The following is a 26,144-nucleotide window of genomic DNA, read 5'->3' on the forward strand; positions in this document are numbered from 1 at the left end:
GGCCGGGCCCCGGGGTCCCGCCGGGCTCACCAGTCGTGCACGGTCCCGTCGTGCAGCCGGTTGACCGGCAGATACGCGGGCGCGTACGGGTGGGCCGCGGCCAGCTCCTCGTCCAGCTCCACCCCGATGCCGGGCGCCTCGCCCGGGTGGAGGTGGCCGTCGGTGAAGGTGTAGGCGTGCCGGAAGACCTCGTCGGTGAGGGGGGTGTGGCCGGAGAACTCCTGGATGCCGAAGTTGTGCACCGCCAGGTCCAGGTGGACGGCGGCGGCCATGCCGACCGGGGAGATGTCCTCGGGGCCGTGGATGGCGCTCTTGATCTGGTACTGCGCGGCGAAGTCGAAGAGCTTGCGCAGCGGGGTCACCCCGCCGAAGTGGGTCACCGCCGACCGCACGTAGTCGATCAACTGCTCGGTGATCAGCGCCTGGTAGTCGTACACCGTGTTGAACACCTCGCCCACGGCCAGCGGCGTGGTCGTGGACCGGCGCACCAGGCGCAGGGCCTCCTGGTTCTCTGCCGGGGTGCAGTCCTCCAGCCAGAACGGCCGGAAGGGCTCCAGGTCCTTGCCGAGCCGGGCCGCCTGGACGGGGGTGAGCCGGTGGTGGGAGTCGTGGAGCAGCGGCAGCTCGGGGCCGAACTCCGCGCGCACCGCCTCGAAGACGGCCGGAACGTGCCGCAGGTACGCCGCCGTGTCCCAGTCCTCCACCAGGGGACGGGCCTGCTGGTGGAGGACCGGCGCCCCGCTCTCGTCGGTGTCCGACACCCCGTACACCGCCTTGAGCCCGGGGATGCCGGACTGGATCCGGACGGCTGGGTAGCCCTCGGCGAGCCGGGCCCGCACGGAGTCGAGCAGTTCGGGTATGTCCCGGCCGTTGGCGTGCCCGTACGTTCCGATCCGCTCCCGGCTCGCGCCGCCCAGCAACTGGTACAGCGGCAGTCCCGCGGCCTTCGCCTTGATGTCCCACAGCGCCACGTCCACGGCGGCGATGGCGGCCATCGTCACCGGGCCGCGCCGCCAGTACGCGCCCCGGTACAGCGACTGCCAGGTGTCCTCGACGCGGTGCGGGTCGAGCCCGGTCAGGAGGGGGACGACATGGTCCGCGAGGTAGCTGACGACCGCCAGTTCCCGCCCGTTCAGCGTCGCGTCGCCGAGGCCGGTGAGCCCTTCGTCGGTCGTCAGTTTCAGGGTGACGAAGTTGCGGCCGGGACTGGTGACGACGACCTTCGCGTCGACGATCTTCATGCGTGGATGCTCTTTCCGCAGGTGGGAGTCGTGGGCCGGGAGAGCGGTGGCTCAGCCCTTGGAGGCGCCGGAGGTCAGGCCGGCGACCAGGTACTTCTGGCCGAGTACGGCGGCCAGGACCACGGGCACGGTGATGAGGGTGGCGGCGGCCATCAGGCCGCCCCAGTCCGTGCTCGCGTAGGAGATGAAGTTGAACAGGGTGACCGGCACGGTCTGGGTCCGGTCGTCGGAGAAGACCAGCGCGAACATGAAGTTGTTCCAGCTGAAGACGAAGGCCAGCAGCGACGCCGTCGCCGTGCCGGGGGCGGCGAGCGGCAGCGTGATGCGCCAGAACGCGCCGAAGGCGCTCAGCCCGTCCGTGCGCGCGGCCTCCTCCAGCTCGACCGGCAGCCCCGCGAAGAAGCTGATCATGATCCACATGATCAGGGGGACCGAGACGAACATGTGGCTGAGGACCAGCACCGTGTAGGAGCCGACGAGGCCCATCCGCGCGAACAGGTAGTACCAGGGCACGAGCAGCGAGATCGCCGGGACGATGCGCGCCACGAGGATCACGGAGCCGGTGCGGTGCATGGAGAACCGGCCCACCGCCCATGCGGCCGGGACGGCGATCACTGCGGACAGGACCGTCGAGACCACGCCGATGAGCAGGGAGTTGCCCATCGACCGCACGATCTGCCCGGCCTCCACGACGGCCCGGAAATTGTCCAGCGTGGGGGTGAACCACAGCCCGACCGTGGGATCGGTGACCTGGACGTTGGTCTTGAAGGCGGCCGCGAACATCCATACCAGCGGCAGCGCGAAGACCAGCGTCACGAGGACGATGGCGGTGCCGCGCAGCCACGCACCGTACGGCCGGCGGCGGCGGGAGCGCGCCGGGGAGAGGGTGGCACTCATGCGTTCTTCCTTCCGCCCCGGCGGCGCAGCAGCACCACGACACCGACGATGAACAGCGTGAACAGGACCAGGACGGCGGCGGCGAGACCGTACTCCTGGTAGTCGAAGGTGAGCCCGTAGGCGTACACGTTGAGGGTCTCCACCTCGAAGTCCGAGCCGCCGCCCGCGCCCTTGGTGGCGTAGAGGATGTCGAACGTCTTCAGTGCGTCGACGGCGCGCAGGACGAGGGCGGTGGCCAGCGTCGGGCCGAGCATGGGCAGGACGACGTACCGGAAGCGCTGCCAGGCGCTCGCCCCGTCCATCAGGGCGGCCTCTTCCGGTTCCTCGGGCAGCGTGGTCAGCCCGGCGAGGAGCAGCAGCGTCATCATCGGCGTCCACTGCCACACGTCGATGAGCATCAGCGTCGGCAGCGACTGCCCGACCGAGCCGAGGAACTCCTGCCGGGGCAGGCCGACCGCCTCCATCAGGTGGTTGGCGATGCCGTTGGTCGGGTCCAGGATCAGCAGCCACAGGATGCCGATCGCGACCGGTGTGGCGAGCAGCGGGACGATGAGCACGGTACGGACCCAGCGCATCCCCCGGAACGGCTTGCGCATCAGCATCGCGAGGGCGAGACCGAGCACCGTCTCCAGCACCACGGCGCCGACCGTGAAGACCAGGGTGCGGCGGGCGGCCGGCCAGAACCGGCGGGTGTCGCCCAGCGCGTCGCCGAAGTTGCGCAGTCCGATGTGGGCGCTGTCGGCGTTCACCGCCCCGAAGGCGTCGGTGAGGCTGAGGTTCAGCGTGAAGACCAGCGGAAAGACGATCATCAGGCCGACGAAGAGGAGGGCCGGAGCCAGCATGGCCCACTTGAGCCGCCGGTTGGCCTGCTCGAAGGTCCGCTGCCGCCTCCTCTCCGCGCCGGACGGCGCCGGGCCCGGGCCGCGGGCGGGGGAGGGCCGGGTGGTCGCGGCGGCCCCCGTGGCCTCGGTGGCGGGCATCAGGACTCCTTGTGGCGGTTGTCGCGGACGAGGAAGTCGGCGAACTCGGCGTCCGCGTCGCGGACGACCGGGCGCACGGACTCGCCGAGGATGCCGGCGACCAGCGGACGGCCGACGATGTCCCGGGCCCGGCCGACCTGGAGCACGCGGGGCCGGTCGTAGCCCACGCCGCGCTCCGCGTTGAGCCGCATCGCCTCGGCCAGCTCCGGTGGGAAGGCGGCGAGCGTTTTCGGGTCGGACCACACCGAGGAACGTGCGCCGGGTATGCCCTCCTTCTGGAGCGCGGCCGACATCTCGGGCCCGGCCGCCCAGCGGATGAACTCCCAGGCGTCGTCGCGCAGCCGGGAGAAGGTGTTGATCCCCAGACTCCAGGAGGGGATGTTGTGCGGCCTGGCCCCGGCCGCACCGGCGGGGAAGGGCGCGAAGCCGACGGTGTCGCGCACGCGGGACACCGTCGGATCGAGGAAGTTGCTGTAGATCGCGTCGGCGTCGACGAAGAAGGCGGCCTTGCCCTGGGCGAAGATCGGCATCGCCTGTTCGAGGCTCATGTTGGTCGCCCCCGGCGGGCCGGATCCGGCCAGCAGACGGCCGTAGTACTCATAGGCGGCGACCGCCTCGGCGCTGCCGATCCCGGACTTCCCGTCCACGACGAAGTCCCCGCCGTGCGAGTAGAGGAAGCTCGACCACTGGGACACCGCACCGCTGCGCTGGCCGCGGCCGACGTACCCGAAGAAGCCCTTGTCCCGCCGGGTCAGCTCACGGGCGCTCTCCATCAGGGCGTCGAGCGTCCGGGGCGGGCCGCCCAGCTCCTCCACCAGGTCCTTGCGGTAGTAGAGGGCGGGGCGCTCGGTCACCACCGGGACGCTCAGCACCTTCCCGGCCGTGACCGACGCCTGACGCGGCGCGTCCTGGAAGTCGTCCCAGCCGAAACCGTCGCCCGCGACCAGGTCGCTGAGATCGGCCAGCCAGCCGTTGTGCCCGAAGAGCAACTGCTCCTGGAGCGCGCGGACCATCATGACGTCCACGTCGCTGCCCGACGCGTTCAGCTTGACGTTGTAGCTGCTGGCGAGCTGATCGGCGGTGAGCAGCGTCATCGAGACCCGCCGCCCGATCCGCTCCTCGAACTCGGCGGTGCGACGCCGGACGGCCTGGGACCAGACGTGGTTGATCGCCATGATCCGCAACGGCGTGTCGGCCGACGGCCTACCGCCCCCGGTCGAACAGGCGCTCAGCGCCCCCGCCCCGGCCGCCGCCGCGACCCCCGCGGCGAGCCTGCCGAAGGCGCGCCGGCTCAGGAGCTGGCTGCTCGTGGACATCCTCGTCCTCGTTTCTCTGCGGTACGTGTCGCGGGCCGGGCCAGTCCGGAGCCCGGACCGGTCGGCCTGGTCCAACTGGTAGGACCAGTTGGGTCACGAGGGACCTTAACAGCAGGGAAACCGCCCCGACCAGACCCGGAGGGAAATATTCCACGCACCGGACGGATCGGTTCAGGCCGCCGGATGGATCGGTTCGGGGCGCCGCATGGATCGGTGCAGGGGAAGGGCGGCCGGACGTCACGGCGGTGGCCGGGACCCGGCCACCGCCGTGACGACGCCTCAGCCGGGCTTCACGGGGCCGTGCTCCCGCTTCGCCGCGCCGGGCTCCTCCTCCGTCGGCGACTCCGCCGGATCACCGGTGCTGAGCGTGTTGAAGGCGGCCCGCAGCCGGGCGCTCGTCAACAGCGTCAGCAGCATGAAGGCCAGCGGCGCGGCGAGCACCAGCGAGGCCGTCTGCGCCCCCGGGCCCGCGATCAGGAATCCGGTGGCCCCCGGCCCGATCCAGGCGATGCTCACCGCGAGCATGGTCGTGGCGGTGGAGATGCGGCCCTGGAGGTGGGCCGGGGAGTCCAGCAGGACGGACAGCGAGACGAGCGCCCCGATCAGCGGCAACGCGAAGACCAGGGTGAAGACGGCGACGACCGTCAGCACCTGGTGGCCGGTGGCGGTGAGCGGGATGAGCACCAGCCAGGAACCGCAGACCGCACCGATGATGGTCGCCGGGCGCAGCCGCTTGAGCACCCATCCGGCGCTGACGCCGCCCGCGATGCCCCCGCAGCCGGCGGCGGTGAGCACGACGCCCGCGGCCACCGGCTCGCTGCCGAAGTCGGAGGACTGCACGGCGGCGAGCAGTTCGACCGCGCGGCCCAGCAGGTTGAGATAGGCGACGAAGCCGATGAGGGCGAGCAGCGAACGGCGGCGGAAGACCCACCGGATGCCGCGGGTCAGCTCGTCGCCCATGTGCCGCAGCCCGCGGCGGGGCCGGTCCGGGCCGGTGGGCGCCGGCGGATGCACGTACCGGATCCGGGAGAGCAGACCGAAGGAGGCCAGGTAGGACAGGCCGTCGATCAGGAAGACGAGCGGGGCGCCGAACCCGAGGAGGGCGCCGCCCAGCGGCGGCCCCCCGGCGATGGCCACATTGGTCCGCACGATGTTGGTGGTGACCGCCTCACGCCGCCGCTCGCGCGGCACGATCTGGCGGATCACCCCTCCTTCCGCCGGGGAGAACATCGTCGACAGGACGGCGGTGAGGATCCCGGTGACCATGGCCAGCGCGGTGGTGAACCGCCCGGTGGCCAGGGCCAGCGCGAGGGTCAGGGCCAGTGCGGCGCGGGCCGCGTCGCAGAACATCATCAACCGGCGGCGGTCGACCGTGTCCGCGAGCAGTCCGCCCGGCAGCTTGGCGACCAGCTCCGCGACGCCGATCGCGGTCGCCACCAGCCCCGCGTCCACCGGGGAGCGCGTCGTGATCAGGATCGCCATCGGGAGGGCGAGCGCGGCCATCTCGCCGGCCGTGCAGGACAACGCCTGGCTCGTCCACAGCAGCGTGAAGTTCCTGTTGATCAAGGGACACCCTCCCGGTCGGGACGTCGAGAGGCCGAGGCGTCAGGACGTGTGCGGAGCGTGGTCAGGAGGTCTGCGGCTTCACGGCGACGTAGAGCCCCTTGGTGTGGCCGGCCTCGTCCACGTGGTCGGACAGGCTGCCGGAGATGTGCAGCCCGCGGCCGGCGGCGAGCCGCAGCCCGGCGGCGTCGAGAAGCTCGGCGAACCGCTCCTGGCTGTGGTGCGCCTGATGGTGCTCGGCCGTGGTGCGGATCCACTTGTCCGTGCCCGCCTCGGCGCGGAAGGCGTCCACGGTCAGCCGGTACCGGCCGCCGGACTCCAGGTGCTTTCCGCTCAGCACGACGAGCAGCCCCTCGTCGCGGACGAGGTGCGGCTCCCTCATCAGGTCGTAGCCGAGGGCGGTGTTGGCGTCGAAGACCAGAACGCCGCCGGGCGCCATGGCGGCCGACAGACGGGTGAACGCCGCCGCCAGATCGGCGGGATCGACCAGGTAGTTGACGATGTCGCTCATGCAGAGCACGACGTCGTACGGGCCCTGCCCCGGCGCCGGGTCGCGGATGTCGTGGACGTGGAAGTCGATTCCGGTGTCCGCGTGCCGGTCGCGGGCGATGTCGATCATCGAGGCGCTGATGTCGAATCCGGTGACCTGATAGCCGCGGTCGGCGAAGAGGACGCTGCTCCGTCCCGTACCGCAGCCGGCGTCGAGCAGACGCGTTCCGGCCGGACCCGCCTCCTTGATCAGGCGTTCCAGAAGGCCGGCGAAGGCGTCGTAGTCGTCGTGCCGGGTGATGGAGTCGTAGAACGGCGCGATCGTGTCGTAGGCGACGGCGGCGTGGTCGGCGGGGGCGGGGGTGATGGTCACGGGGCAGTTCCTTCCGTATACGGGGGAGAGGGCGGTGCGGTGGCCGTGCCGCGTCAACGGCAGGCTTCCTCCACGGCCTGCGCGGCTCGGGACTCGCTCTTGGCCTGGATGAGCTCGTCCGACATCCGATGGGCACGGCCGGTCGTCACGTCGTCGTCGGCCGCCGTGCGCAACTGGCCGCCGCCACGGGTCCGGTCGAGCACGCCGGCGACGCCCGCCCGTCGGCAGGCGGCCGCCAGCACGGCCTGCTCGCCGCCGTTCGGCGAGAGCAGCAGGGGCCGCCGGTGCAGCAGCGAGCCGAGAACCGGTGCGCTGGTGCCGCTGCTGACGACCAGGGCGGACCGCTCCAGCAGGGGCGACATCCACGGCAGCCGTACGGCGGTGACGTCGGCCGCGTCCGGGAGGCCGGGCGGCGCGGCGCTGCGGCCCAGCTCGACGACGGCCTGGAACTCCCCTCCGGTGAAGGCCCGTTGGATCCAGGGCCACAGGCTCTCGCCGCCGAAGACCCGGCCCAGGTGGACGTACACGACGGGCTTGCCGACCCGGTCCAGCCGGCTTCGTACCGAGTGGAGCTCCTCTTCGTCGGCCGGCGGTTCCCACCAGCAGGGGCCCACGTGGCGCACGCGTGCGGGCAGTTCCGCCCCCGGCGGCTCCAGAGAAGGGTGGCCGCGCAGGAGGAAGGACGTGCCCAGCAGCGCGTCCTGCCTTGCCGCGCCGACTTGGCGCAGACCCAGTTCCGCGCGCAGCGCGCGGTGGACGTCGAGCGTGCTGTCGAGGCGCCAGGCCCGGTCCTGGGGATCGGCCTCACCGCCGTCCCCGCGGTGCGGCCACAGATGGCAGGCCAGACCGAGCACGACGACGGGCAGCTCCAGCACCTCGGCGGCCACGAGTGCTCCCGGGGACAGCACCGACGCCACGAGGACGTCGGGCCGGGTCCGCCGCACCGTCCGCCGTACGTGCTCGTACTGCCCGTACGCGGAGCGGAACCAGCCGCTCACGGCGTAGGACCCGTCCGGCGGCAGCACGGTCAGGCCCGCCTCCTCGGCGGCACGCGCGGCCGGCCCGGAGGAGACGATGGCCACCGAGTGGCCGCGCCGGTGCGTCTCCAGCGCGACGGCCGTGGCCGGATACAGGTACCCGGGATCGGAGAGCGGGCAGAACAGCGCCCTCACGACACACCCGCCATCAGCGCCGCCGCCCTCCGGCGGTGGCTCCGCAGGAGCTCCAGCAACCCGACCGTGAGCCGGTCGGCGAACGACGCCGAGCCGGTCGTGGACTCCCGGGCGGCGAACTCCCCGCAGCTGACCCAGGCGTGCTCCGCATACTCGGTGTAGCCGTTCTGGAGGGTGCCCACCTCGTACCCGGGCTTGCCGATGGTCTCCCAGCAGCTGTAGAGCGTCCCGTCGGCGTTGATCACGGCTCCCGTCGTCCCGTCGCGCTCGGTGCAGAAGCCGCAGGCGCCCACACCGGGCCAGCCGACCTCGAAACCGCGGCCGAGGGCGGCGGCATAGCCGGACAGCACGGCGGAGACCTCCGCGGCCGTGTGGTCGATGCCGGCGTCGTACAGCCCCGCGTAGTTGAGGACGGGCGCAACGTCGAACACGCACCGCGAGGCGTCGAGACGGTCCGCCAACTGGTCGGCGAGGTCCGCGAGACGGGGCAGGACGGCGGCCGTGGTGTTGATACGGAGCGTGAAGCGCAGGTCCGTCGTCTCCTGGGCCGCCGCCAGGTTCGCGATGATGCGCTCGAAGGTGCCGCGGCCGGCCCGCGTCGTCCGCAGGCCGTCGTGCAGATCGCGCGGTCCGTCCAGCGTGACCTGCACGGAACGCAGGCCGAGCGCGCTGAGGGACTTGGCGGCGGTCGGCGTGAGCAGCACGCCGTTGCTGACCATCGAGGCGGTGACGGGGGCCAGTCGCCCCAGCCGGGAAAGGAGCGCCCGGCAGGCCGCCGGATTGAGCAGCGGTTCGCCCCCGAAGAGCAGGACGAACAGCCGGTCGGTCCCGGCGCTCCGCATGCGGGGTCCGGTGAAGGCGGCGATCTTCTCGATCGTCGCGTCGTCGAGCACGGCGCGCGGGATCCGCGGCGGATCGAACCGTCCCGGCTCGGCCGGCGCGGTGTTCTGGAAGCAGTAGGGGCAGCCGAGGTTGCAGTCGGTCGCCGTCACGACCGTCAGGCTGTACCGGCGGGGCGGCCGCTCCTCGGCGATGCCGGACCGGGCGACCGCCGCGCGGCCCTCGGCGGTGAGCAGTCCGTCCTCCGCGTGCGAGAACGGCAGCAGCAGCGTGCCACTCGTGCCCTGGCACCACACACCGGACCGTCCCTCAAGGATTCGCAACGCCATGTCCACATCTCCAGGTGCCGTCAGGGACGAGGCCGACCGGCGGGGCGAGCCGCCGGACCGGCCCCGGGCGTGCCCGGCGGATCCTGACCGGGGCCGCGACGCCTGCCACGGCCGGTGGTCCTGATCCGCCGGGCACGCCCGGGTCGAGAAGCGTCAGGTCCGTCAGACCTGGACTTCCTTGTCGTACACGCCGCAGATGATCTCGGACGCGTCCTGGAACTGCTCCGGGGCCGTGGCGGCCTCGTCCGCGCTGTGCGCCTCGACCTCGGGGGACTTTTCGGAAGGGGTGTACTCCGCCATCGTGATCTCCATTCAGGGGTCGGACCGCAGTGGCGCCCCGGACGGGGCGGCCCGGCCGACTGTGGCCGTGTGGGGCGGGCTGTTGCCCGCCGAGAAGAAAGCTAGGAGCCCCGGCTTCGCTCGCGGTACGACGGCCGTATGGAACGGGTATGACCCCTGCTCGGGGCTGCTTCGCGTCCTGGCGCCGGTGGCCGCCGTCGCGCGACCGGAGGGCGCGGACGCTCACGCCGACCGGCGGCGGTCATCGGCGGCGAAGCGTCCACGAACCGGCGTCGGACACGGCCCGGATCCGGTCGGGACCGCATACCCCGCCCACCCGAACGGGGCGGTGCGGAGCGGTGGTTGAGTACCCGTACTCATGAGGGGGCCGCCCTCCGGCCCGAGAGTGGGGGCCCGCCCGAACACGAGGAGCAGGCGATGACCGCCACCCACCCCGTCCCCGCCCCGACGCAGGACGCGAGCCTGTCACCCGGGCGCCGTCTGCCGGCCGTCCTCGCCTTCGCGGTGGCGGGGGCACTCGTCGTGTCGTGGTTCGGCGCGGCCGATCCGACGACCTGGCTGCTGGAGACGGTGTGGGTGATGGCGGGGCTGCCCGCGGCGATCCTGCTGCGCCGCCGCTTCCCGCTGAGCGGCCTGCTGTGCGGGCTGCTGGCGGCGCACGCCCTGGTCCTCATCGTGGGCGGCCACTACACCTACGCGGAGGTGCCCGCAGGGGACTGGGTGCGCGACTGGCTGGGATGGGAGCGCAACCCCTACGACCGCTTCGGCCACCTCGTGCAGGGCTTCGTCCCGGCCGTCCTGGTGCGCGAACTCCTCGTCCGCACCTCCCCGTTGCGCGGCAGCCGCTGGCTCGCACCGCTCACCGTCTGCGTCTGCCTCGCCTTCAGCGCCGTCTTCGAGATGCTGGAGTGGCTGGCGGCCGTCACCGGCGGCGAGGCGGCGGACGCGTTCCTGGGGACGCAGGGGGACGTCTGGGACACCCAGTGGGACATGTTCTGCGCCCTGATCGGCGCCATCAGCGCCCTGCTGCTCCTGAGCCGGGCCCACGACCGGGCCCTCGCCCGCCTCCGCCGGGACAGGCCGTCCGCCTGCTGAATCCGCCGTGGCGGCCCGGCGGCGGCAGGCACGCGCCCGCCGGGCGGCCACGGCCGCTGACGGGTGCCGCTGCCGTCGCGGTCAGGTCCGGCGGTCCGCGGGCCGGTCCAGCAGCGCCTCGATGTGGTTGCGCGCCATCGTGTCCACCTGGACGTCGAGATCGGCCCCGTACGTCCGCAGCCCCAGCGTCAGGTGCTCCCGCATCCGCGCGCACGCGAGATCCACGTCCCGCGCCTCGATCGCCTCGAAGATCTCCGGGTGGTGCGGAACCCCGGGCTCGCCGATCGACGGGTCGGAGTTGGAGCGGAGCATCATCTCGAACATCATCCCGCTGATCGAGGAGAGCATGATCCTCAGCACCGGGTTCTTGCTGGCCACCGCGATGGCGTCGTGGAACGCCATGTCCGCCTGGGCCTTGACCACGACGTCGGTCGCCGACTCCAGGGCGTCCCGGGCGGCCCGCATCGCCGCGACGTCCTCGTCGGTGGCGCGCTCGGTCGCCAGCCGGACCATCTCGACCTCCAGCGGAATGCGCGCCTCGATCAGCTGCCGGACCGTCGGCCGTCCCGCCCGGTACAGCGCGTCGTAACCCCGCGCCTGCCCCGACGACTGCTCGCGGACGAAGGAACCGCGCCCCGGGGCCACGTCGATCAGGTGCTGCGCCTCCAGCCGTCGCAGCACCTCGCGCACGACGTTCCTGCTGGCGCCGAACTGCGTGGCCAGCTCCCGCTCGGAGGGGAGCTTCGACCCGACGGCGATCGCCCCGGAGCGGATGTCGTGCTCCAGGTCACGGGCGATGCGCTCGGTCAGGAGGCCGCGCCGGCCGGGGGCCGCGACCGGGCCCGTCCGCGGCGAATCCGGCGGGGAGGAGGGGGCGGACGGCTGCATGGTCGCAGCGTACAGGCCGGTCGGGGCCGGGGAAGGCGGCAGGCGGGCCCGACCTCCGAACCGGATGAGAGGGTTGGCTTCTCCCGTGAGGTCCGTCCGGACCGCCGCCTTCTCCGCCACCCCGCCCGCCCGAGAACCCCAGGGACCACCGTCGTGCTCGTCGCCCGCTCCATCGCCCTGTTCGCCGTCGCCGCCCTCTTCGAGATCGGAGGGGCCTGGCTGGTCTGGCAGGGCATCCGTGAACACAAGGGATGGATCTGGATCGGCGCCGGCGTCATCGCCCTCGGTCTCTACGGCGTCGTAGCGACCTTCCAGTCCGATGACAACTTCGGGCGCATCCTCGCGGCGTACGGCGGCGTCTTCGTCGCCGGCTCGATCGCCTGGGGCATGGTCGCCGACGGCTACCGCCCCGACCGCTTCGACGTCATCGGCGCCCTCGTCTGCCTCGCGGGCATGGCCCTGATCATGTACGCCCCGCGCGGCAGTTGACCGCCGACATCCGCTCGCGCCACAGCCCGGGCGGACCATGCGGCCCGGCTCCCGGTGCGAACGCCGCGCCCGGCGCCGGGAGTACCGCGAAAGCCGACGGTTGATCACGTTTGTGTACCGGGCCGGAACTGTGGCTTCCATCACAGCCAGCGCGATCGCGCCCTGGTGAGATCGCCGGGTGCTCGGATTCTTCCTCCGCCTCCTGCCCTTCTGGGTCCGGGAGCCTCTGCTCATCGTGATCGGGTCGGTCATCGGCCTGCGCCTCCTGCACATCGCCGTCCTCGAGAAGGAGTGGGCGCCCGCCGGGATCGGCGCGGTGTTCCTGCTGCTGGCCGCGGTGAGCATCCACCGGGTGGTCCAGGCGGTCCGCGCGCGTCGAGGCGCCTCAGCGGGGGCCGCCGAGGCGGGGCTTCCCGGACAGCCGCAGCCTGTCGCGGCGCGAAGCGCCGCACCGCCGGTTCCACCCGCCGCGCCCGCCCCGCCGAAGGAAATCCACGCCGGTGTCCAGGTGTTCGCCGCCTTCGCCGTGTTCGGGGTGCTCGCCGCCTCGGTGTGGCTGGGGCCGCGTCTGCTGCCCCCCGAGGGCGAGGGCGACGGCACGCCGCGCGCCGCCGCCTGTCCGAGCGAAGAGGACGCGAAGGGCGAGAAGACGCCGGACGCCTACAAGAAGGCGGACGTGGTCACCGGCGCGGACCTGTGCGAGGCGCTCAACACGCCGGACCTCGCCGGACTCCTGGGTACGCCCGACGAGATCGCGACCACGGCGAGCGGCGACAACGGCACCGCGGCCCTGACCGGCGGCAAGGTGGCCCGGCCGGTGGCCGAGGTCCGGTTCGACACCTACACCGTGAACGTCTCGGTCACCTACAACAAGCTGTCGATGGACCAGTACGTGAAGCTGATGGAGTTCGGGAACGAGACGGACGTCAAGAAGTCCACCGTCCTCGACCGGACCGCGGTCTTCTTCTCGCAGCCCACCATGGCGATCGAGATCGACCTCGGCGGCGGCGGAACCGGCGGGCCCGTCACCGACGGACCCCTGGCCAGAAACCTGGCCGTGGCCCTCGACGGGAAGGACCGGGGCGGCTACTGCGAGGTCACCGTGTGGAGCGACGCCGGGACCCTTCCGGACGACAACGCACTCCTCGACATCGCGGAGACCGTGCTCCCGGCGATCCCCGAACGCGCGGCATGACCGGTCCGGGGCGTACGACCGAGCCCGAGCGGACCGTACGTCCCGATCGCCGGCCCGGCCCGGACGGACCGGTCAGTCGACCGAGAGGCGCGTGAGACCCGCGCGCCCCTCCGGAGTGCCGGACACCCGTAGCGCCACGAAACGCGGCGAGCCCGAGACGCGCAGGCTCCTCACCCGGCCGCCACCGCCCGGGGCGCCCGCCCGCCGGTAGCGGATCCCGTCGTCGCTGACCTCCACGGACAGGGCCGGGACCCGACCCGACGACCACTCCGCCTCCACCCGGCGGACCGCCCGCCGCGCCCCGAGGTCCACGACCATGCGGCCGTCGCGCCCCGGCCGCCACACCGTGTCCGGGTCGCCGTCCACCGCCGCCGAGGGATCCGACATCCCCGCGGGCAGCGGCGCGTTCGGGAAGACGGCCCGCCCGAGGGCATGGTCCGTCGTCGGGTACGGCCGTGCACCGCGCACCGTGACCTCCGTCGCCCGGCCCGGCCTCACCGCCACCGTGGAGCCGCGCCCCTGCGCCACGATCCGCACCCGGCAGGCCGGACCCGTGAGCCGTACCGTGGCGGCGTCCAGGACCGTCACCCGCAGCCCGTTCGGGAGCGACCGCCCCGAGAGCGGGGCCAGGGTGAACCGGGGCGGCAGCAGCAGCGCCGACGCCGCCTCCAGCCGCGCCTCGTACCGCAGCCCGCTCCGGGTCACCACCTGCTCGCCCTCGTAGACCTCCCGCTCGCGGCCCTCCCGCACCAGGGCGACCGGGGTGCCCACCGCCTGCTCCGACAGGTTGAACAGACTCAGGTGTCCGTCCGTGAGCGCGGCCCGCACCCGGTCGTCGGCGGCCGTGGGCGCGGGACGCCGGGCCAGGGCCTCCAACTCGGCCGCGGACACCCCGCAGTGGCCCTCCACCAGGAGAGGCACCGGGTCGCCCTCGGACAGGACGATGGTGTCCCCGTACACCGCCAGCGGGCCGCCCTCGGCACGCACCACCAGCCCCGCGCGGCCGTCCACATCCAGCCAGCCGCCGGTACTGCGCAGCGCCGGGAGCGGCCCGCTCGCCAGGTCCGTCCACCGTTGGCCGTCGTCCGAACCCTGCACCAGGTAGGCGCGGCCCGCCGCACTCTCCCAGCGCAGGGTGACCCGGTCCAGGGCGCGGGGCTCGCCCAGGTCCACCGCCAGCCAGCTGTCGCGGCGCGGCCGGTCGGCGGTCGAGACCGCCCAGCGGGTGGTGCCGTCCCCGTCCACGGCCGACTCGGGCCCCCTGCCCGGCGTGTACGAGGAAGCGGTGGCCCGCCCGCCGCGCGCGAGATCGGGCCCGTCCGTGCCGTCCTGAGCCTCCACGGCGAACAGCGAGTACCCGTACGCCGGATCGGGCGTCACCCCCAGAACGCGCAGATGGCGCACCGTCGTCCGGGCGAACGGCACCACGTCGACCCGACCGGTCGAGCCGCCGGAGGAGTCCCGTGACGGGACCGTCGCCGACCCCTCCGCGAAACGGTAGGTACGGCTGCCGCCCAGACCGCCCACACCCGGCATCGTCAGGTTGTGCACCTCCAGCCGGCCGCCTGCGGCGCCCGGACCGGCGGCGGCGTGGACGACCGTCCCGGTGGGCAGCGTGGTGAAGCCCGCGAACCCGTCCTTCAGCCGCAGCAGCGTCGCGCTTCCGTCGAACCCGTCGCGCAGCCGGGTGTGCACGCGGACCGAACGGCCGGTGACCTCCACGCCGGTCGACGGAAGGAACATCGGTGTGCTGCCGCTGATCCGGAACAGCCAGTCGTCGTGGCCCGGCTGCCAGGCGAACTTCACGAACTTCGGCTTGGACACCGCACCGGCCCAGGCGGCGGGGGACTGGTGCGCCACCAGGCCGGGCCCCTCCCCGAAGTCGGTCACCCCGGAGGCGTACGCGAACAACTCCCGCTCCGGCAGAGGCCGCACCGGGCCGCCTGCCCCGGGCCACACGTGCAGCAGATAGCTGATGGCCAGCTCCGCGCGGGCCTCCGGCTCGTACTTCGGCTCACCGGAGAACTTCGCCAGCCGGTACTCCGGCGGGTACGCCTGGTACGCCTCCAGCCGTGCCGCCAGCTCCTGTTCGGCGCGGGCCGCCGCCCGGTCGCCCATCACCCGGGCGAGGAACGCCAGCGGGATCACGTCCCGGCCGTACAGATGCTCGCGGTCGTCGACCATCGGCATCAACGGCTCACCCGCGTCGGACATCACGCCCAGCAGCGTCCGCCACAGCGGTCCGGCGTTCGGCTGCCGCGTGAGCACCTCGGGCAGCGGCTGCCCGGCGGCCAGGAAGTGGGCCGCGTTCCGCCCCGAGGTACGCCACAGCTCCGCCTGGTAGTGGGGCCCGAAGGAGCCGTGGTTCTCCACGATGAACGTGTCGTGGACGTTGCGCGCCGTGTTCCGGTCCACCGGAACACCGTCCACCCGGGCCGGGTTGGCCAGATCGGCCTCCGGCAGACCGGCCTCGTTGCGCGACCAGGTCCCGTACGCGGTGGCCCACTCGGCGCGGCGGCGGTCGTCCGGCGCCCAGGCCAGAGCGGGGGCCAGGGCCTGGGCGTAGATGCCCATCTCCTCCAGCTTGGTGTCCCCGACATGGCCGCCGGTCAGGCCGTTCGGCGTCCAGGAGCCGGAGGCCGGGTCGTCGCCGGTGCCGAGCGCGTGGGTGTACGCCGCCTGTTCCCGGACGATCCGGTCCACCGAGGACCGGGTCCCCGCGTCCAGGTCGTCCCAGAGCAGGCGGGCGGCCAGCACGAAGTAGGACTGGAACGTGGTGTCGAAGAACAGCGTGCGGCCCCACTGCGTGCCGCCGGCCAGCCGGTTGGAGGCGGCGAAGTGCCGCAACGTCGCCAGGGTCCGCCGCTTCAGCGTCTCCCGGTCCACCCCCGCCAGACCGGCGTCGTAGCTCCCGCGCGTCAACAGGACGGCGTGGCCGAGCACCACCGCGAAGCCGAAGGACGTGGCGGTGTAGGTCCCCCGGGCCTCGTCCCACTGGGTCTCGGACCACCGGGTGTGCCGCAGCAGGACCCGGTAGTAGGTGGCGGCGACCTCGTCCTGCGCGCCGCTCCCGCCCGCCGTCACCCGCGGGGCCGCGCTCGCCGGGGCGGCGTCGATGCCCAGGGGCAGGGCGGCCGCGGCTCCGGACGCGCCGAGGAGACGCAGGAGGCGGCGGCGGCCGAGGGGGAGGGAGATCGGGACCACGGTGGTTCTCCTCTGACGGGCTCTCGCGGCGGTCGCCCCGCGTGCACGAAGGACCGGCGTACGGGCGAGCGCGCCGGACAACGTTGTCACGCAGGGTTCGGGGACACCTTTGGCCGCACCGGTATGTTCCGTCAAGGGGAAGCACACGATTGATCGAGGAAGGGCGGCGGCAGTGAGGACGATCGGGCTCATCGGCGGTATGAGCTGGGAGTCGACGGCGGAGTACTACCGGCTGATCAACGAGCACACCCGCGACCGGCTGGGCGGCCTGCACTCCGCGCGCTGCGTGCTGTACTCGGTCGACTTCGCCGAGATCGAACGGCTCCAGACCGAGGGCCGTTGGGCGGAGGCGGGGGAGGTCCTGGCCGACGCGGCCCGCGCGGTGCAGGCGGCTGGGGCCGACATGGTGCTGATCTGCACCAACACCATGCACAAGGTCGCCGACGCGGTGGCGGCGGCGGTCTCCGTGCCCCTGCTGCACCTGGCCGACGCCACGGCGGACGCGGTCCACGCGGCGAGGGTTCGCCGGGTGGGGCTGCTGGGCACGGCGTTCACCATGGAGCAGGACTTCTACCGGGGCCGGCTGGAGGGCCGCGGGCTGGACGTACGCGTGCCGGACGCGGCGGGGCGGGCCCTGGTGCACGAGGTCATCTACGGCGAACTGTGCCTGGGCGAGGTGCGGGAGGAGTCACGCGCCGCCTACCGGGAGATCATCCGGAGCCTGGTGGCGGACGGGGCCGAGGGGGTGATCCTCGGCTGCACGGAGATCGAACTGCTCATCGGCGCCGAGGACAGCCCGGTCCCGGTCTTCCCCACCGCGAGGCTGCACGCCCTGGCCGCGGTGGACGCGGCCCTGCGCGCTCCCGCCGGGCCGGACGCGCCCGAGGGGTGAGCGGGGACGGACCGACGCGCGGCCTCCTCGCCGCGTCCGGGGCGCAGCGCTGCGGCCGTTGGGTGGGACGGTGCCGAAACGGGCCTGACACAGGCCCTGTTCGTGGCCACCCGGGGCGTGTCCGGGTCCGAACGGGCCCACGGAAGGGGAGTTGGCGGCCTGGTCCGAACCTGCCGGTATGAGGTGGTGCTTTCGGGACAGACGTTGGCCCAGAGTGCCCGGGACCGGCGGTCCGGGAGCTGCGGGGGCATCGTGCCGCGCCGTTCCCGCCGCGCCGGGCCCGGCCCGTACGACATCCCTCCCGGAAGAAGGTCACCGTGGCGATCGACGAGACGCAGCATCGGCTGGACGACAGGCGGACGGTTCCGGATCACCACGGACGTGGGCCCGCGACCGACCTCCAGGACGGTCGCGAGCCCACGACCGACCTCTACGGCGACGCGGGCCCGGAGCCCCGGCGCGGCCCCGATCCCGACCCGGCGCGGCGCCCCACCGCTCTGGAGCAGGCGGGGGGAGTGCGGGGCATCGTCTATTCCTCCCTGCCGGTCATCGCCTTCGTCATCGGCAACAGCCTCGGCGGTCTCCGCGCGGCGATCATCGCCGCCGTCGCCCTCGCCGTGGCGATCGCCGCCGAACGGCTGCTCCGCAAGGAATCGGTCATGCCCGCCGTCGGCGGGGTGTTCGGAGTGGCGATAGCCGCCGGGATCTCCTGGTGGACCGGGTCGGCCAAGGACTACTTCCTCATCGGGATCTGGTCCAACCTGGCCCTCGCCGTGGTCTTCGCCCTGTCCGTGCTCGCGCGCCGGCCGCTGGCGGGCGTGGTCTGGTACTCCATGACCGGCAAGGGCATGGCCTGGCGCGAGGACCGGCGGGCACGGCGCTGCTTCGGCATAGCGACGATCGTGCTCACCGCCATCTTCGCCGCGCGCTTCGCCGTCCAGCAGTACCTCTACGCAGCCGACGAGGTCGGCTCCCTGGGCACCGCGAAGATCCTCATGGGCTACCCGCTGCTGGCCGTGGGCGTGCTCGCCGTGGCCTGGGCCGCGCGGGCCTCGCGACGAGGCCCCGAGGCCGGCGAGCGGACGCCGCGGCAGTCGTAGCCGGTTCCCGGGCGGTGCGCGCGGGCGGGCGGCGACGGGCGTGTCGGGGCATGGGCGGCGACGGTCGGCAGGTGTATCTCCCGCCGCAGCGGTTAGTTGTCCGCTATGCCGCGACATGACCTGATCATTGTGGGCGCCGGTACGGGCAACGCCCTCATCGACGACCGCTTCGACGACCTCGACATCGCCCTGGTCTCCGCCGGCCCGTTCGGCGGCACCTGTCTCAACGCGGGGTGCATCCCCAGCAAGATGCTCGCCGCCACGGCCGACGTGGCGGACTCCGTACGGGCGGCCGGGCGACACGACGTCGACGCCGAACTGCGGGGCGTCCGCTGGCGGGACGTCCGCAGCCGCGTCTTCGACCGGCTCGACGCCTTCGCGGAAGAGGGCGAGAAGGGGCGCCGCGAGTCCGGCAACACCACCGTGTACCGGGGCGAGGCGCGTTTCACGGGCCCGCGCAGGCTCACGGTGGAGACCGACGACGGGCCGGTGCCGATCGAGGCGGACCGGTTCGTGATCGCCGTCGGCGGCCGACCCGTCGTCCCCCCGGTGGTCGCGGACTCCGGGCTGCCGTACGAGACCTCCGACACGGTCATGCGCCTGGACGAGGTGCCAGGGCGGCTCGTCGTCCTCGGCGGCGGGTACATCGCCGCCGAACTGGCCCACGTTTTCCACTCCCTCGGCAGCCGGGTCACCGTCATCGAACAGGCAGACCTGCTGCTGGCCCAGCAGCAGGACGAACTGGTCTCCCGCACGTTCACCGACGCCGTGCGCGACCAGTGGGACCTACGGCTCGGCCGTGAGCTGACGGAGGTCTCCGGAGAGCCCGGCGACCTCCGTCTCACGTTGGACGACGGCGCCGAACTGACCGCGGAAACCCTGCTGGTGGCGGTGGGACGGCAGCCGAACAGCGACCGGCTGGACGTGGCCGCGGCGGGCGTCGGGGTCGACGACGACGGCCGCGTCACCGTCGACGGGCAACTGCGTACCACCGCCGACGGGGTGTGGGCGCTCGGCGACATCTCCACGCGCGTCCCGCTCAAACATGTCGCGAACCGGGAGGCGGAGATCGTCGCCCACAACCTGCTCCACCCCGACGAGCCCCGGACCATGGGCTACGACGCGGTGCCTTCGGCCGTCTTCACCCGCCCGCAGATCGCCCAGGTCGGCCTCACCGAACAGGAGGCCCGCGACCAGGGCATGGACTACGCGGTGGCGGTCCACCGGTACGCGGACGTGGCCTACGGCTGGGCCCTGGAGGAGACCGAGGGCTTCTGCAAGGTGCTCGCCGACCGGCGCACCGGCCGCCTCCTGGGCGGCCACGTCCTCGGCCCGCAGGCGGCCACCCTGGTGCAGCCCCTGGTCATCGGCCTGACCACCGGCATGACCGCGCGGGACCTGGCCGAGCAGCCCCTCTGGATCCATCCGGCTCTCACCGAGGTCGTCGAGAACGCGCTGAGGGGACTGGACCCGGGGGCCGCGGACCAGGAGTGAACGCCCGGATCCGGGCGGACCCGCCGACGACGGGGCCGCCCGCAGGGGGCCGCACCGGCCCGTGACCGGCGGACCGGTCGGGCGCCTCCGCACCCCTCGTGAGGGCGCGTCAGCCGTTGTCGCCGCCCTGTCCGGCGCTGCCCATCGGTCCGATCTCGACGGACGGCTCCGAACCGTCGGAGACGGCCAGCGACCCCTCGCCCGGCCAGGCCAGTTCCACCGACTTCTTCTCGTCGGGAGGAGTCACCACGAGTCCCTTGATGCGGGCACCGGTTCCGCCGGAGTCGTTCGCGCGGTAGAAGATGCCGAAGTACGTCGGCTCCCCGCTCTTCAGGGTGGTCCAGACGGGCTTCTGGTCGCGCCGCGTGGCGGGCACCGCGCCCTCGGTCGTGTTGAGGTTGACGCCCGCGTAGCCGCCGATCGCGCACGTGCGACCGCTCTTGTTGAGGAGGGTGACGGTGACGGAGTGATCGCGGTCCTCGCCGATGGTGCTGTCGCTCGCCGTGATCTTGAGATCGTCCGTGTGGCACCGCTCGGCCTTCGCCGCGGCGCTCGGGCTCTGCCCGCCGGCGCCGCCCTCCTCGGCCGCGGAGGGGGACGCCGCGTCCGCCGGGCCGCTTTCGTCCCGCTGACCGGCGCCGTCGGAAGCCGATCCGTCGGCAGTGGAACCGGCGGAGGGCGAGGAGGTGGCGGACGCGTCCTTTCCTCCGCCGTCCCCGCCACAGGCGGTGAGCGACATTCCGGCGGCGAGTGCCAGAGCGGTCATGGTCATCCTGGTGGTTCGCATCGCTGCGCTCCTCGCGTCGTCGGGGCTCCGGCCCTCGCCGGGCACGGAGCGGAACGTCCTGTCCGTGGGCCGTCCACGGCACTGCTGCCGCGTGCCCGAGACCCGGGACCCGAAACCGCTTACCGGACGTGCGACCTGGAACGCGCCACCGGTGCGCCGACACGGCACCCGCGGCTGCGACGACCGCTAGGGGCGCAGGTCGAAGACGAGGCGGCCCGGTACCGTGCCGCCCAGGAGCTGGTCGATCGCGCCGTTGATGTCGGCCAGGTCGCGCGTCTCGCGCACCACCCGGGTGCGCCCCAGACTGTGCAGCCGGAAGACCTCGGCCAGGTCCTCCCTGGTGCCGACGATCGAGCCGATGATCTTCGTCCCGTTGAGCACGGTGTCGAAGACGGGAATCTCCAGCTTGCCTTCGGCGGGCAGGGCCACGAGGACCAGCGTGCCGCCGCGCCGCAGCGAGGCGTACGCGGCCTCGAACGACGCGTTGCTCACCGCGAGCGAGACGGCGGCGTCGACGCCGCCGAGCCGTTGGGCCTCCTCGGCCACGTCCTGCACACGAGCGTCGATCACGTGGTCGGCGCCCAGCTCCGCCGCGAGGGCCAGCTTCTCGTCGGTGACGTCCACGGCGACGGTTTCGGCTCCGAAGATCCGGGCGTACTGGAGAGCCAGATGCCCCAGCCCGCCGATGCCGGAGACGAGCACCCGGGTGCCGGGGCGCGCCCCGGAGAGCTTGACCGCCTTGTACGTGGTGACGCCCGCGCAGGTCAGGGGCGCCGCGTCGAGCGGGTCGATGCCGTCGGGCACGGGTACCACGTACGTTCCGTGCGCGAGGGCGTACTCGGCGTGGCTGCCGTCGACCGAGTAGCCGCTGTTCTGCTGCTGGAGACACAGCGTCTCCCAGCCCGAGACGCAGTGGTCGCAGCGCCCGCAGGCCTCTCCCAGCCACGGGACGGCCACGCGGCTCCCCACCGTGAGGTGGGTGACCTGGTCGCCGACCTGCTCCACGATGCCGATCCCCTCATGACCCGGGACGAAGGGCGGCGACGGCTTGACCGGCCAGTCGCCGTGCGCCGCGTGGACATCGGTGTGGCACAGCCCGGACGCCTCCATCCTGACGAGGACCTGATGCCCGGCGGGAGACGGCACCGGCCGGTCCTCCAGCACCAGGGGCTCGGTGAAGCTGCGGACGACTGCGGCTCTCATGAGGGTGCTCCTCCGCTCGCGACGCGTGCACCCGCCCGACACATGCGCCGGAGGTGCGCAAACCTCAGAAAAGCGTATTTCGGATGGCCGGTTCCCGCCTTTCCACTCCGGCCCGGCCGGTGAGCCGGGTGCGGAGGCGCGCGGCCCGGGAATCGGGTCCCTCTCCCGCGCGTTCCATCAACAGCAGCGCACGAAGCCCGAGTTCACCGAGGAGAGCATCCCATGACCCTGCCGGAGTTCGACGCCGTCGTCCTGGACGTGCTCGGCACCCTCGTGGATGAACCCGCGGGCCTACGTGCCGGTCTGCGGGCGTTCGGGCCGCACCTGGACGAGCCCGCGATCGAGGAGCTCGTCGAGCTGTGGCAGCGGCACATCGAGCTCGAGCAGCGGCGCGTCCTCGACGGAGCCCGGCCCTACGCCGTCAGCGACGCCCTGGACCGGGAGGCGGCCCGCGCCGTCGCCGAGGCCGCCGGAGTGGACGACCCGGTCGCCGAGGCGGCGCTGGCCCTCTCCGCGCGCAAGCTGCCGCCGTGGCCCGACACGGGAGCGGGGCTGGCCCGGCTTGCCGAGCGGTACCCGCTGATCGGTCTGTCCAACGCGAGCCGGACGGCGCTGCTGGGCATCAACGCCCACGCCGGACTGCGCTGGCACCAGGCCCTGTCGGCGGAGGACGCCCGGACCTACAAGCCCGACCCCGAGGTGTACCGGCTGGCCGTCACCGTCTCCGGGGTCCCTCCGGAACGGCTGCTGATGGTCGCCGCCCACGCCTGGGACCTGCGCGGAGCCCAGGACCTCGGTCTGCGCACCGCCTACGTCGCCCGCCCCGTCGGCGATCCGCCCGGCCCCTTCGACCGCTTCGACCTGTACGCCGACGACCTGGCCGACCTCGTAGGCCGACTCGGTCACGCACCGCCCGGCCGACCGCTCGACCCGGCGGCCGACGAGCGGTGACGCGGCCCGTGCGGTAGCGCCGCCATCATGCGCCCCACCGGTCGGCGAGCGGTCGGCATGAGTCCCGGACATGTCCCCGCCCGCCGACCGGGTCGGCTGACGGTCGAGGGGTACGCGAAGCAGCGGCGTCCCCGGCCGGGACGCGCACGGCACGGGGCAGCGGCGGACGGTTCGGTGAGGGCGGAGCCGTGCGGCCGCCTGCCGCTCGGTCCGGCGGGGGCCTCAGAGGACTTCGCCGGGGCCGGACTCGGGGACCGGAACGCCGTCCAGTACCCAATCGGGTCCGCGTCCCAGCAGCAGAGCCTTCATCGTGTCCGTCATGTCGGTGCTCCCTCGGTGTGGCCCGGCCGCCCTGGCGGCGGTGGACGCGGTGGGGTGGCGGCCCGGCCGCACGGCCATCTCAGGCTCGACGAGTCCGTGGAGGACGCGCGGGACCGGGTGCGCGGAAAAACCTGAGGAACGCCGCCCGGACACGCGACTCGTTGTAGAGTATCGAAACAGCCCTTGACCTGCAATAACGCAGGCAGGGAGCCGTCTTCGAGGAGTCCACCGTGCTGCGCACTCTGTTCAAGTCCAAGATTCACCGTGCCACCGTCACCCAGGCCGACCTGCACTACGTCGGGTCCGTGACGGTCGACGCCGCTCTCATGGAGGCCGCCGACCTGCTGCCCGGCGAGCTGGTCCATATCGTTGACATCGACAACGGCGCCCGCCTGGAGACGTACGTGATCGAGGGCGAGCGCGGGTCCGGTGTCATCGGGATCAACGGCGCGGCCGCACACCTCGTGCACCCCGGCGACCTGGTCATCCTGATCAGCTATGCGCAGGTCGACGACGCGGAGGCCCGTGCGTTCGTGCCGCGCGTCGTGCACGTGGACGCGGACAACCGGATCGTGGCGCTCGGTACGGACGCCTCGGCCCCCGTGCCCGGCTCCCGTACGGAGCGGAGCCCGCAGGCCGTCGTCGCGGGCGGCTGAGGCGCCGTCCGCACGCGGTACGAGAACGAGGAGAGAGCAGGAGCCATGGCGGAGAAGGCGGACGTGGAGATCAGGGACGACCGGGAGCGCGGCGAACTCGTGGCGTACGAGGGCGGCGAACCGGTCGGGAGCATCGCGTACTTCGTCATAGTCCCGGACCCGGGCGCGCTGGTGGCCGTGCACACCGTCGTGCCGTCGGAGCACGGGGGCAGGGGCATCGCGGGGGCGCTCGTGCGCGAGTTCTACGCCCTCGCGGGCCGCGAGGGGGTCCCCGTCGTACCGCTGTGCCCGTACGCGGCGAAGTGGGCGCAGCGCCACCCCGGCGAGGCGCCCGAGGCGTCGGCCGAACTGGTCCAGGAGGCGAAGCGTCAGCTCGGGGACCATCCCGAACTTCTCTGACGGCGGCCCGATCGTGAACCCGGACGGCTCTCGGGGCGTGTCCGGGTTTCCGCTCGACCGGGCAGGGCGCGTGCGCGTCCGTCCGGGCGGCGGTCGCCGCGCGCAGGTGTGGACTCGGCGGGCGCGGGCAGCCGCATCGGGAGACGGTGGAGGAAAGCTCCGTCTGTTCCTTTCGTCCCGTTGTGGAGGATCGCGATGACCCACCCGTACCCCGACCCCGTGCCGCCCTCGCCGACGCCTCCGCCCGTGCCGGGCCCGCCCACTCCGGTGCCCAGCCCGCCGCCCGTGCCGCCGGGGCCCGCTCCGGTGCCGCCCGGCCCCGCACCCGACCCGATCCCGCAGCCGCCGGCGCCGGGCCCGGACCCCGTACCGGATCCGGAGCCCGAGCCGCAGCCCGCGGGGAGCTGACCGGCGGGCCCGGCCGGCCGTGCCGCACGGTCGGCCGGGCCCGTTCGGCCGCCGACGGGCTGAGGCCCCTCAGCCGTCCCGTACCCCCGGCGCGTCCGGGCGCGGCGACGCGTCGGCCCCCACCAGCGCGTCCGCGTGGGCGAGTCCGCTCTCCGCGGCGATGGCGTCCAGCGACTGCGCGTCCCGCACCGTCGTGAACGTCACCGCCCCGTCCTGCCCCGCCCGGAATCCGTGCACGGCGGGACGGGGCAGGCTGTTGTACGCCCACGGCGTGGAAAAGTAGTACGCCCCCGTGTCGTACAGGACCACCACATCGTCCTCGGCCAGCTCCGGCAGCTCCCTGCCGAACGCCACCACGTCCCCGGCGAAACAGCACGGCCCCGCGATGTCCTGGACCAGTGTCGGACCGTTCTTGGGAGCGCCGTCCGGGCTGAACGCCCCGATCCGCAGCGGCCAGGCGTCGGGCATGAACACCGTGCGGGTGGCGGTCTGCGCGCCCGCGTGGGTGAGGGCGATCCGCCGGCCCCCGGCGTCCTTCACGTACTCCACGCGGGCCCCGATGAACCCGTTCTTCGCCAGCAGGGACCGGCCGAACTCCGTGATCAGCGCGTAGCGTCCGGAGAGGAGGCCCGGGACGGCGGCGGTCAGGGCCGCCACGTAGTCCGCGTACGTGGGGCGTACGGTCCCGTCCGTGAAGTTGACCGGGAGGCCGCCGCCGATGTCCAGGCCGGTGACCTGGCGGACGCCCAGCGCCGCGTTGATCTCCTCGGCCAGTTCGTACGTCCGGGACACCCCGGCCGCGATCAGCTCCAACGGGCAGCCCTGGGAGCCCACATGGGCGTGCAGGCGGGTCAGCCACGGCCGCTCCCGGAACGCCCGCACGACCGCCTCGCGCGCGCCCGGATCACACAGCGCCACCCCGAACTTCGAGGTGTCCGTCGCCGTGCTCATCGCCCCGATCGCGCCACCGCCCACCTGGGGGTTGATCCGCAGCCCGACCACGGACGCGGAGTCCGGAGCGCGCAGGGCGTCGATGCGGCGCAGTTCGTCCAGGCTGTCGGCGTTGACGGAGACCCCGAGCGCGAGCGCCGACCGGAGCTCCTCGCGGGTCTTGGCGGGGGAGTCGAGGACGATACGGGAGGCGGCGAACCCCGCGTCCAGAGCGAGGCGCAGCTCGCCGGGGCTCGCCACCTCGCATCCCATGCCGCAGTCGGCGAGCAGCCGCAGCACCGGGACGAGCGAGCATGCCTTGGCGGCGAAGGTGTGCAGCACCCCGGGCGCGCCGGAGAAGGCGTCGTGCAGGGCCGCGACGGAGCCGCGCACCCCTTCCGTGTCGACGAACCCGGCGACCTCACCGCCCTCGCCCAGCAGCCCCTGCTCGACGGCCGCCCGGACGACGGCGTCGAATCGGGGGTCGTGGCGTGTGCTGAGGGCCGTCGCGGGGGCCGCCGTACCGTGCTCGTCGTGTCCGGAAGTCGTCTGTGTCATACGGCCAGCGTGCCGGACGGCGGCCCCGGAGGAGGTGCTCGACGGCGGACGGGCCCGGCCCCGCCCCGGCGAGC

23 protein-coding genes are annotated in these 26,144 nt (G+C 73.2%); 9 read left to right on the forward strand and 14 right to left on the reverse strand.

Annotated elements, in window-relative coordinates; all coding sequences use genetic code 11:
* Positions 1-26: 26 nt before the first annotated feature.
* The 9 genes from manD to IF19_RS1000000137560 form a co-directional block, all read right to left on the reverse strand.
* A complete protein-coding gene (gene manD, locus IF19_RS0104470) occupies positions 27-1,241 on the reverse strand; it encodes a D-mannonate dehydratase ManD (protein ID WP_030118153.1) in 1,215 nt (404 codons plus the stop codon).
* Between the two features lie 51 nt (positions 1,242-1,292).
* Entirely contained in the window at positions 1,293-2,138 is an 846-nt protein-coding gene (locus IF19_RS0104475; RefSeq protein ID WP_030118154.1) for a carbohydrate ABC transporter permease, read from the reverse strand.
* A complete protein-coding gene (locus tag IF19_RS0104480) occupies positions 2,135-3,118 on the reverse strand; it encodes a carbohydrate ABC transporter permease (protein ID WP_030118155.1) in 984 nt (327 codons plus the stop codon). Before IF19_RS0104480 ends, IF19_RS0104475 begins: the two co-directional genes overlap by 4 nt.
* Positions 3,118-4,434 (reverse strand): ABC transporter substrate-binding protein, encoded by a 1,317-nt coding sequence (locus IF19_RS0104485; protein WP_030118156.1) that lies wholly within the window; start codon positions 4,432-4,434, stop codon positions 3,118-3,120. Before IF19_RS0104485 ends, IF19_RS0104480 begins: the two co-directional genes overlap by 1 nt.
* A gap of 279 nt (positions 4,435-4,713) precedes the next feature.
* Positions 4,714-6,000, reverse strand: a complete 1,287-nt coding sequence (locus IF19_RS1000000135335) for an MFS transporter (RefSeq protein ID WP_050493685.1) — start codon at positions 5,998-6,000, stop codon at positions 4,714-4,716.
* Positions 6,001-6,061: 61 nt separating this feature from the next.
* Complete coding sequence (locus IF19_RS1000000137550; RefSeq protein ID WP_050490709.1) at positions 6,062-6,859, reverse strand: class I SAM-dependent DNA methyltransferase; 798 nt, start codon at positions 6,857-6,859, stop codon at positions 6,062-6,064.
* A 53-nt stretch (positions 6,860-6,912) separates the two neighbouring features.
* Entirely contained in the window at positions 6,913-8,031 is a 1,119-nt protein-coding gene (locus IF19_RS1000000137555; RefSeq protein ID WP_030275986.1) for a glycosyltransferase, read from the reverse strand.
* The gene (locus IF19_RS0104505; protein WP_078580456.1) at positions 8,028-9,200 is read right to left on the reverse strand and encodes a radical SAM protein; all 1,173 of its coding nucleotides are present in this window, start codon (positions 9,198-9,200) and stop codon (positions 8,028-8,030) included. The genes IF19_RS1000000137555 and IF19_RS0104505 overlap by 4 nt, the downstream gene beginning before the upstream one ends.
* Before the next feature lie 162 nt (positions 9,201-9,362).
* Positions 9,363-9,500 (reverse strand): hypothetical protein, encoded by a 138-nt coding sequence (locus IF19_RS1000000137560; RefSeq protein WP_156095447.1) that lies wholly within the window; start codon positions 9,498-9,500, stop codon positions 9,363-9,365.
* A gap of 417 nt (positions 9,501-9,917) precedes the next feature.
* On the opposite strand from IF19_RS1000000137560, the gene IF19_RS0104515 reads away from it, so the two are divergent.
* Positions 9,918-10,595, forward strand: a complete 678-nt coding sequence (locus tag IF19_RS0104515) for a DUF2238 domain-containing protein (RefSeq protein ID WP_030118161.1) — start codon at positions 9,918-9,920, stop codon at positions 10,593-10,595.
* 81 nt (positions 10,596-10,676) lie between these two features.
* Here the strand turns inward: IF19_RS0104515 and IF19_RS0104520 are convergent, their stop codons facing one another.
* Complete coding sequence (locus tag IF19_RS0104520; protein WP_030121476.1) at positions 10,677-11,483, reverse strand: FadR/GntR family transcriptional regulator; 807 nt, start codon at positions 11,481-11,483, stop codon at positions 10,677-10,679.
* Between the two features lie 153 nt (positions 11,484-11,636).
* On the opposite strand from IF19_RS0104520, the gene IF19_RS0104525 reads away from it, so the two are divergent.
* Together IF19_RS0104525 and IF19_RS0104530 are read left to right on the forward strand one after the other, a co-directional pair.
* Entirely contained in the window at positions 11,637-11,972 is a 336-nt protein-coding gene (locus tag IF19_RS0104525) for a YnfA family protein (protein ID WP_030118163.1), read from the forward strand.
* 178 nt (positions 11,973-12,150) lie between these two features.
* Positions 12,151-13,167, forward strand: a complete 1,017-nt coding sequence (locus IF19_RS0104530; RefSeq protein ID WP_030118164.1) for a DUF6215 domain-containing protein — start codon at positions 12,151-12,153, stop codon at positions 13,165-13,167.
* Positions 13,168-13,239: 72 nt separating this feature from the next.
* Here the strand turns inward: IF19_RS0104530 and IF19_RS0104535 are convergent, their stop codons facing one another.
* Positions 13,240-16,371, reverse strand: coding sequence for a discoidin domain-containing protein (locus tag IF19_RS0104535; protein WP_030118165.1), 3,132 nt, complete (start codon positions 16,369-16,371; stop codon positions 13,240-13,242).
* A 172-nt stretch (positions 16,372-16,543) separates the two neighbouring features.
* Here IF19_RS0104535 and IF19_RS0104540 point away from each other — a divergent pair, with 172 nt between their 5' ends.
* The 3 genes from IF19_RS0104540 (at position 16,544) to IF19_RS0104550 (ending at position 19,857) form a co-directional block, all read left to right on the forward strand.
* Positions 16,544-17,263 carry an aspartate/glutamate racemase family protein gene (locus IF19_RS0104540; protein WP_030118166.1) on the forward strand — a complete coding sequence of 240 codons (720 nt, stop codon included), beginning with the start codon at positions 16,544-16,546 and terminating at the stop codon, positions 17,261-17,263.
* A 317-nt stretch (positions 17,264-17,580) separates the two neighbouring features.
* Entirely contained in the window at positions 17,581-18,363 is a 783-nt protein-coding gene (locus IF19_RS01000000134520; protein WP_030118167.1) for a DUF3159 domain-containing protein, read from the forward strand.
* A 105-nt stretch (positions 18,364-18,468) separates the two neighbouring features.
* On the forward strand, positions 18,469-19,857 hold the full coding sequence (locus IF19_RS0104550; RefSeq protein WP_030275987.1) for a mycothione reductase: 1,389 nt from the start codon (positions 18,469-18,471) through the stop codon (positions 19,855-19,857).
* 109 nt (positions 19,858-19,966) lie between these two features.
* Here IF19_RS0104550 and IF19_RS0104555 read toward each other — a convergent pair whose 3' ends face one another.
* Positions 19,967-20,644 (reverse strand): DUF4232 domain-containing protein, encoded by a 678-nt coding sequence (locus IF19_RS0104555; protein ID WP_030118170.1) that lies wholly within the window; start codon positions 20,642-20,644, stop codon positions 19,967-19,969.
* Positions 20,645-20,830: 186 nt separating this feature from the next.
* Positions 20,831-21,847, reverse strand: coding sequence for an alcohol dehydrogenase AdhP (gene adhP / locus IF19_RS0104560; RefSeq protein ID WP_030275988.1), 1,017 nt, complete (start codon positions 21,845-21,847; stop codon positions 20,831-20,833).
* A 222-nt stretch (positions 21,848-22,069) separates the two neighbouring features.
* On the opposite strand from adhP, the gene IF19_RS0104565 reads away from it, so the two are divergent.
* The 3 genes from IF19_RS0104565 to IF19_RS0104580 all read left to right on the forward strand — a co-directional run bounded on the left by IF19_RS0104565 (position 22,070) and on the right by IF19_RS0104580 (position 24,174).
* On the forward strand, positions 22,070-22,798 hold the full coding sequence (locus IF19_RS0104565; RefSeq protein ID WP_050493687.1) for a haloacid dehalogenase type II: 729 nt from the start codon (positions 22,070-22,072) through the stop codon (positions 22,796-22,798).
* Between the two features lie 551 nt (positions 22,799-23,349).
* The gene (gene panD, locus IF19_RS0104575; protein WP_030118174.1) at positions 23,350-23,775 is read left to right on the forward strand and encodes an aspartate 1-decarboxylase; all 426 of its coding nucleotides are present in this window, start codon (positions 23,350-23,352) and stop codon (positions 23,773-23,775) included.
* A gap of 45 nt (positions 23,776-23,820) precedes the next feature.
* Entirely contained in the window at positions 23,821-24,174 is a 354-nt protein-coding gene (locus tag IF19_RS0104580) for a GNAT family N-acetyltransferase (RefSeq protein ID WP_030118175.1), read from the forward strand.
* Between the two features lie 477 nt (positions 24,175-24,651).
* Here the strand turns inward: IF19_RS0104580 and IF19_RS0104585 are convergent, their stop codons facing one another.
* Positions 24,652-26,070 (reverse strand): type III PLP-dependent enzyme domain-containing protein, encoded by a 1,419-nt coding sequence (locus IF19_RS0104585; RefSeq protein WP_050493688.1) that lies wholly within the window; start codon positions 26,068-26,070, stop codon positions 24,652-24,654.
* Between the last annotated feature and the right edge of the window lie 74 nt (positions 26,071-26,144).

Source organism: Streptomyces californicus (genome assembly GCF_000717645.1).
GTDB classification, from domain to species: Bacteria; Actinomycetota; Actinomycetes; order Streptomycetales; family Streptomycetaceae; genus Streptomyces; species Streptomyces californicus.

What these genes read in the sequence shown, in the direction of transcription:
- manD (WP_030118153.1), bottom strand. Translation starts at nt 1,241, where the DNA reads ATGAAGATCGTCGACGCGAAGGTCGTCGTCACCAGTCCCGGCCGCAAC.
- IF19_RS0104475 (WP_030118154.1), bottom strand. Translation starts at nt 2,138, where the DNA reads ATGAGTGCCACCCTCTCCCCGGCGCGCTCCCGCCGCCGCCGGCCGTAC.
- IF19_RS0104480 (WP_030118155.1), bottom strand. Translation starts at nt 3,118, where the DNA reads ATGCCCGCCACCGAGGCCACGGGGGCCGCCGCGACCACCCGGCCCTCC.
- IF19_RS0104485 (WP_030118156.1), bottom strand. Translation starts at nt 4,434, where the DNA reads ATGTCCACGAGCAGCCAGCTCCTGAGCCGGCGCGCCTTCGGCAGGCTC.
- IF19_RS0104505 (WP_078580456.1), bottom strand. Translation starts at nt 9,200, where the DNA reads ATGGCGTTGCGAATCCTTGAGGGACGGTCCGGTGTGTGGTGCCAGGGC.
- IF19_RS1000000137560 (WP_156095447.1), bottom strand. Translation starts at nt 9,500, where the DNA reads ATGGCGGAGTACACCCCTTCCGAAAAGTCCCCCGAGGTCGAGGCGCAC.
- IF19_RS0104515 (WP_030118161.1), top strand. Translation starts at nt 9,918, where the DNA reads ATGACCGCCACCCACCCCGTCCCCGCCCCGACGCAGGACGCGAGCCTG.
- IF19_RS0104520 (WP_030121476.1), bottom strand. Translation starts at nt 11,483, where the DNA reads ATGCAGCCGTCCGCCCCCTCCTCCCCGCCGGATTCGCCGCGGACGGGC.
- IF19_RS0104550 (WP_030275987.1), top strand. Translation starts at nt 18,469, where the DNA reads ATGCCGCGACATGACCTGATCATTGTGGGCGCCGGTACGGGCAACGCC.
- IF19_RS0104555 (WP_030118170.1), bottom strand. Translation starts at nt 20,644, where the DNA reads ATGCGAACCACCAGGATGACCATGACCGCTCTGGCACTCGCCGCCGGA.
- adhP (WP_030275988.1), bottom strand. Translation starts at nt 21,847, where the DNA reads ATGAGAGCCGCAGTCGTCCGCAGCTTCACCGAGCCCCTGGTGCTGGAG.
- IF19_RS0104565 (WP_050493687.1), top strand. Translation starts at nt 22,070, where the DNA reads ATGACCCTGCCGGAGTTCGACGCCGTCGTCCTGGACGTGCTCGGCACC.
- IF19_RS0104580 (WP_030118175.1), top strand. Translation starts at nt 23,821, where the DNA reads ATGGCGGAGAAGGCGGACGTGGAGATCAGGGACGACCGGGAGCGCGGC.
- IF19_RS0104585 (WP_050493688.1), bottom strand. Translation starts at nt 26,070, where the DNA reads ATGACACAGACGACTTCCGGACACGACGAGCACGGTACGGCGGCCCCC.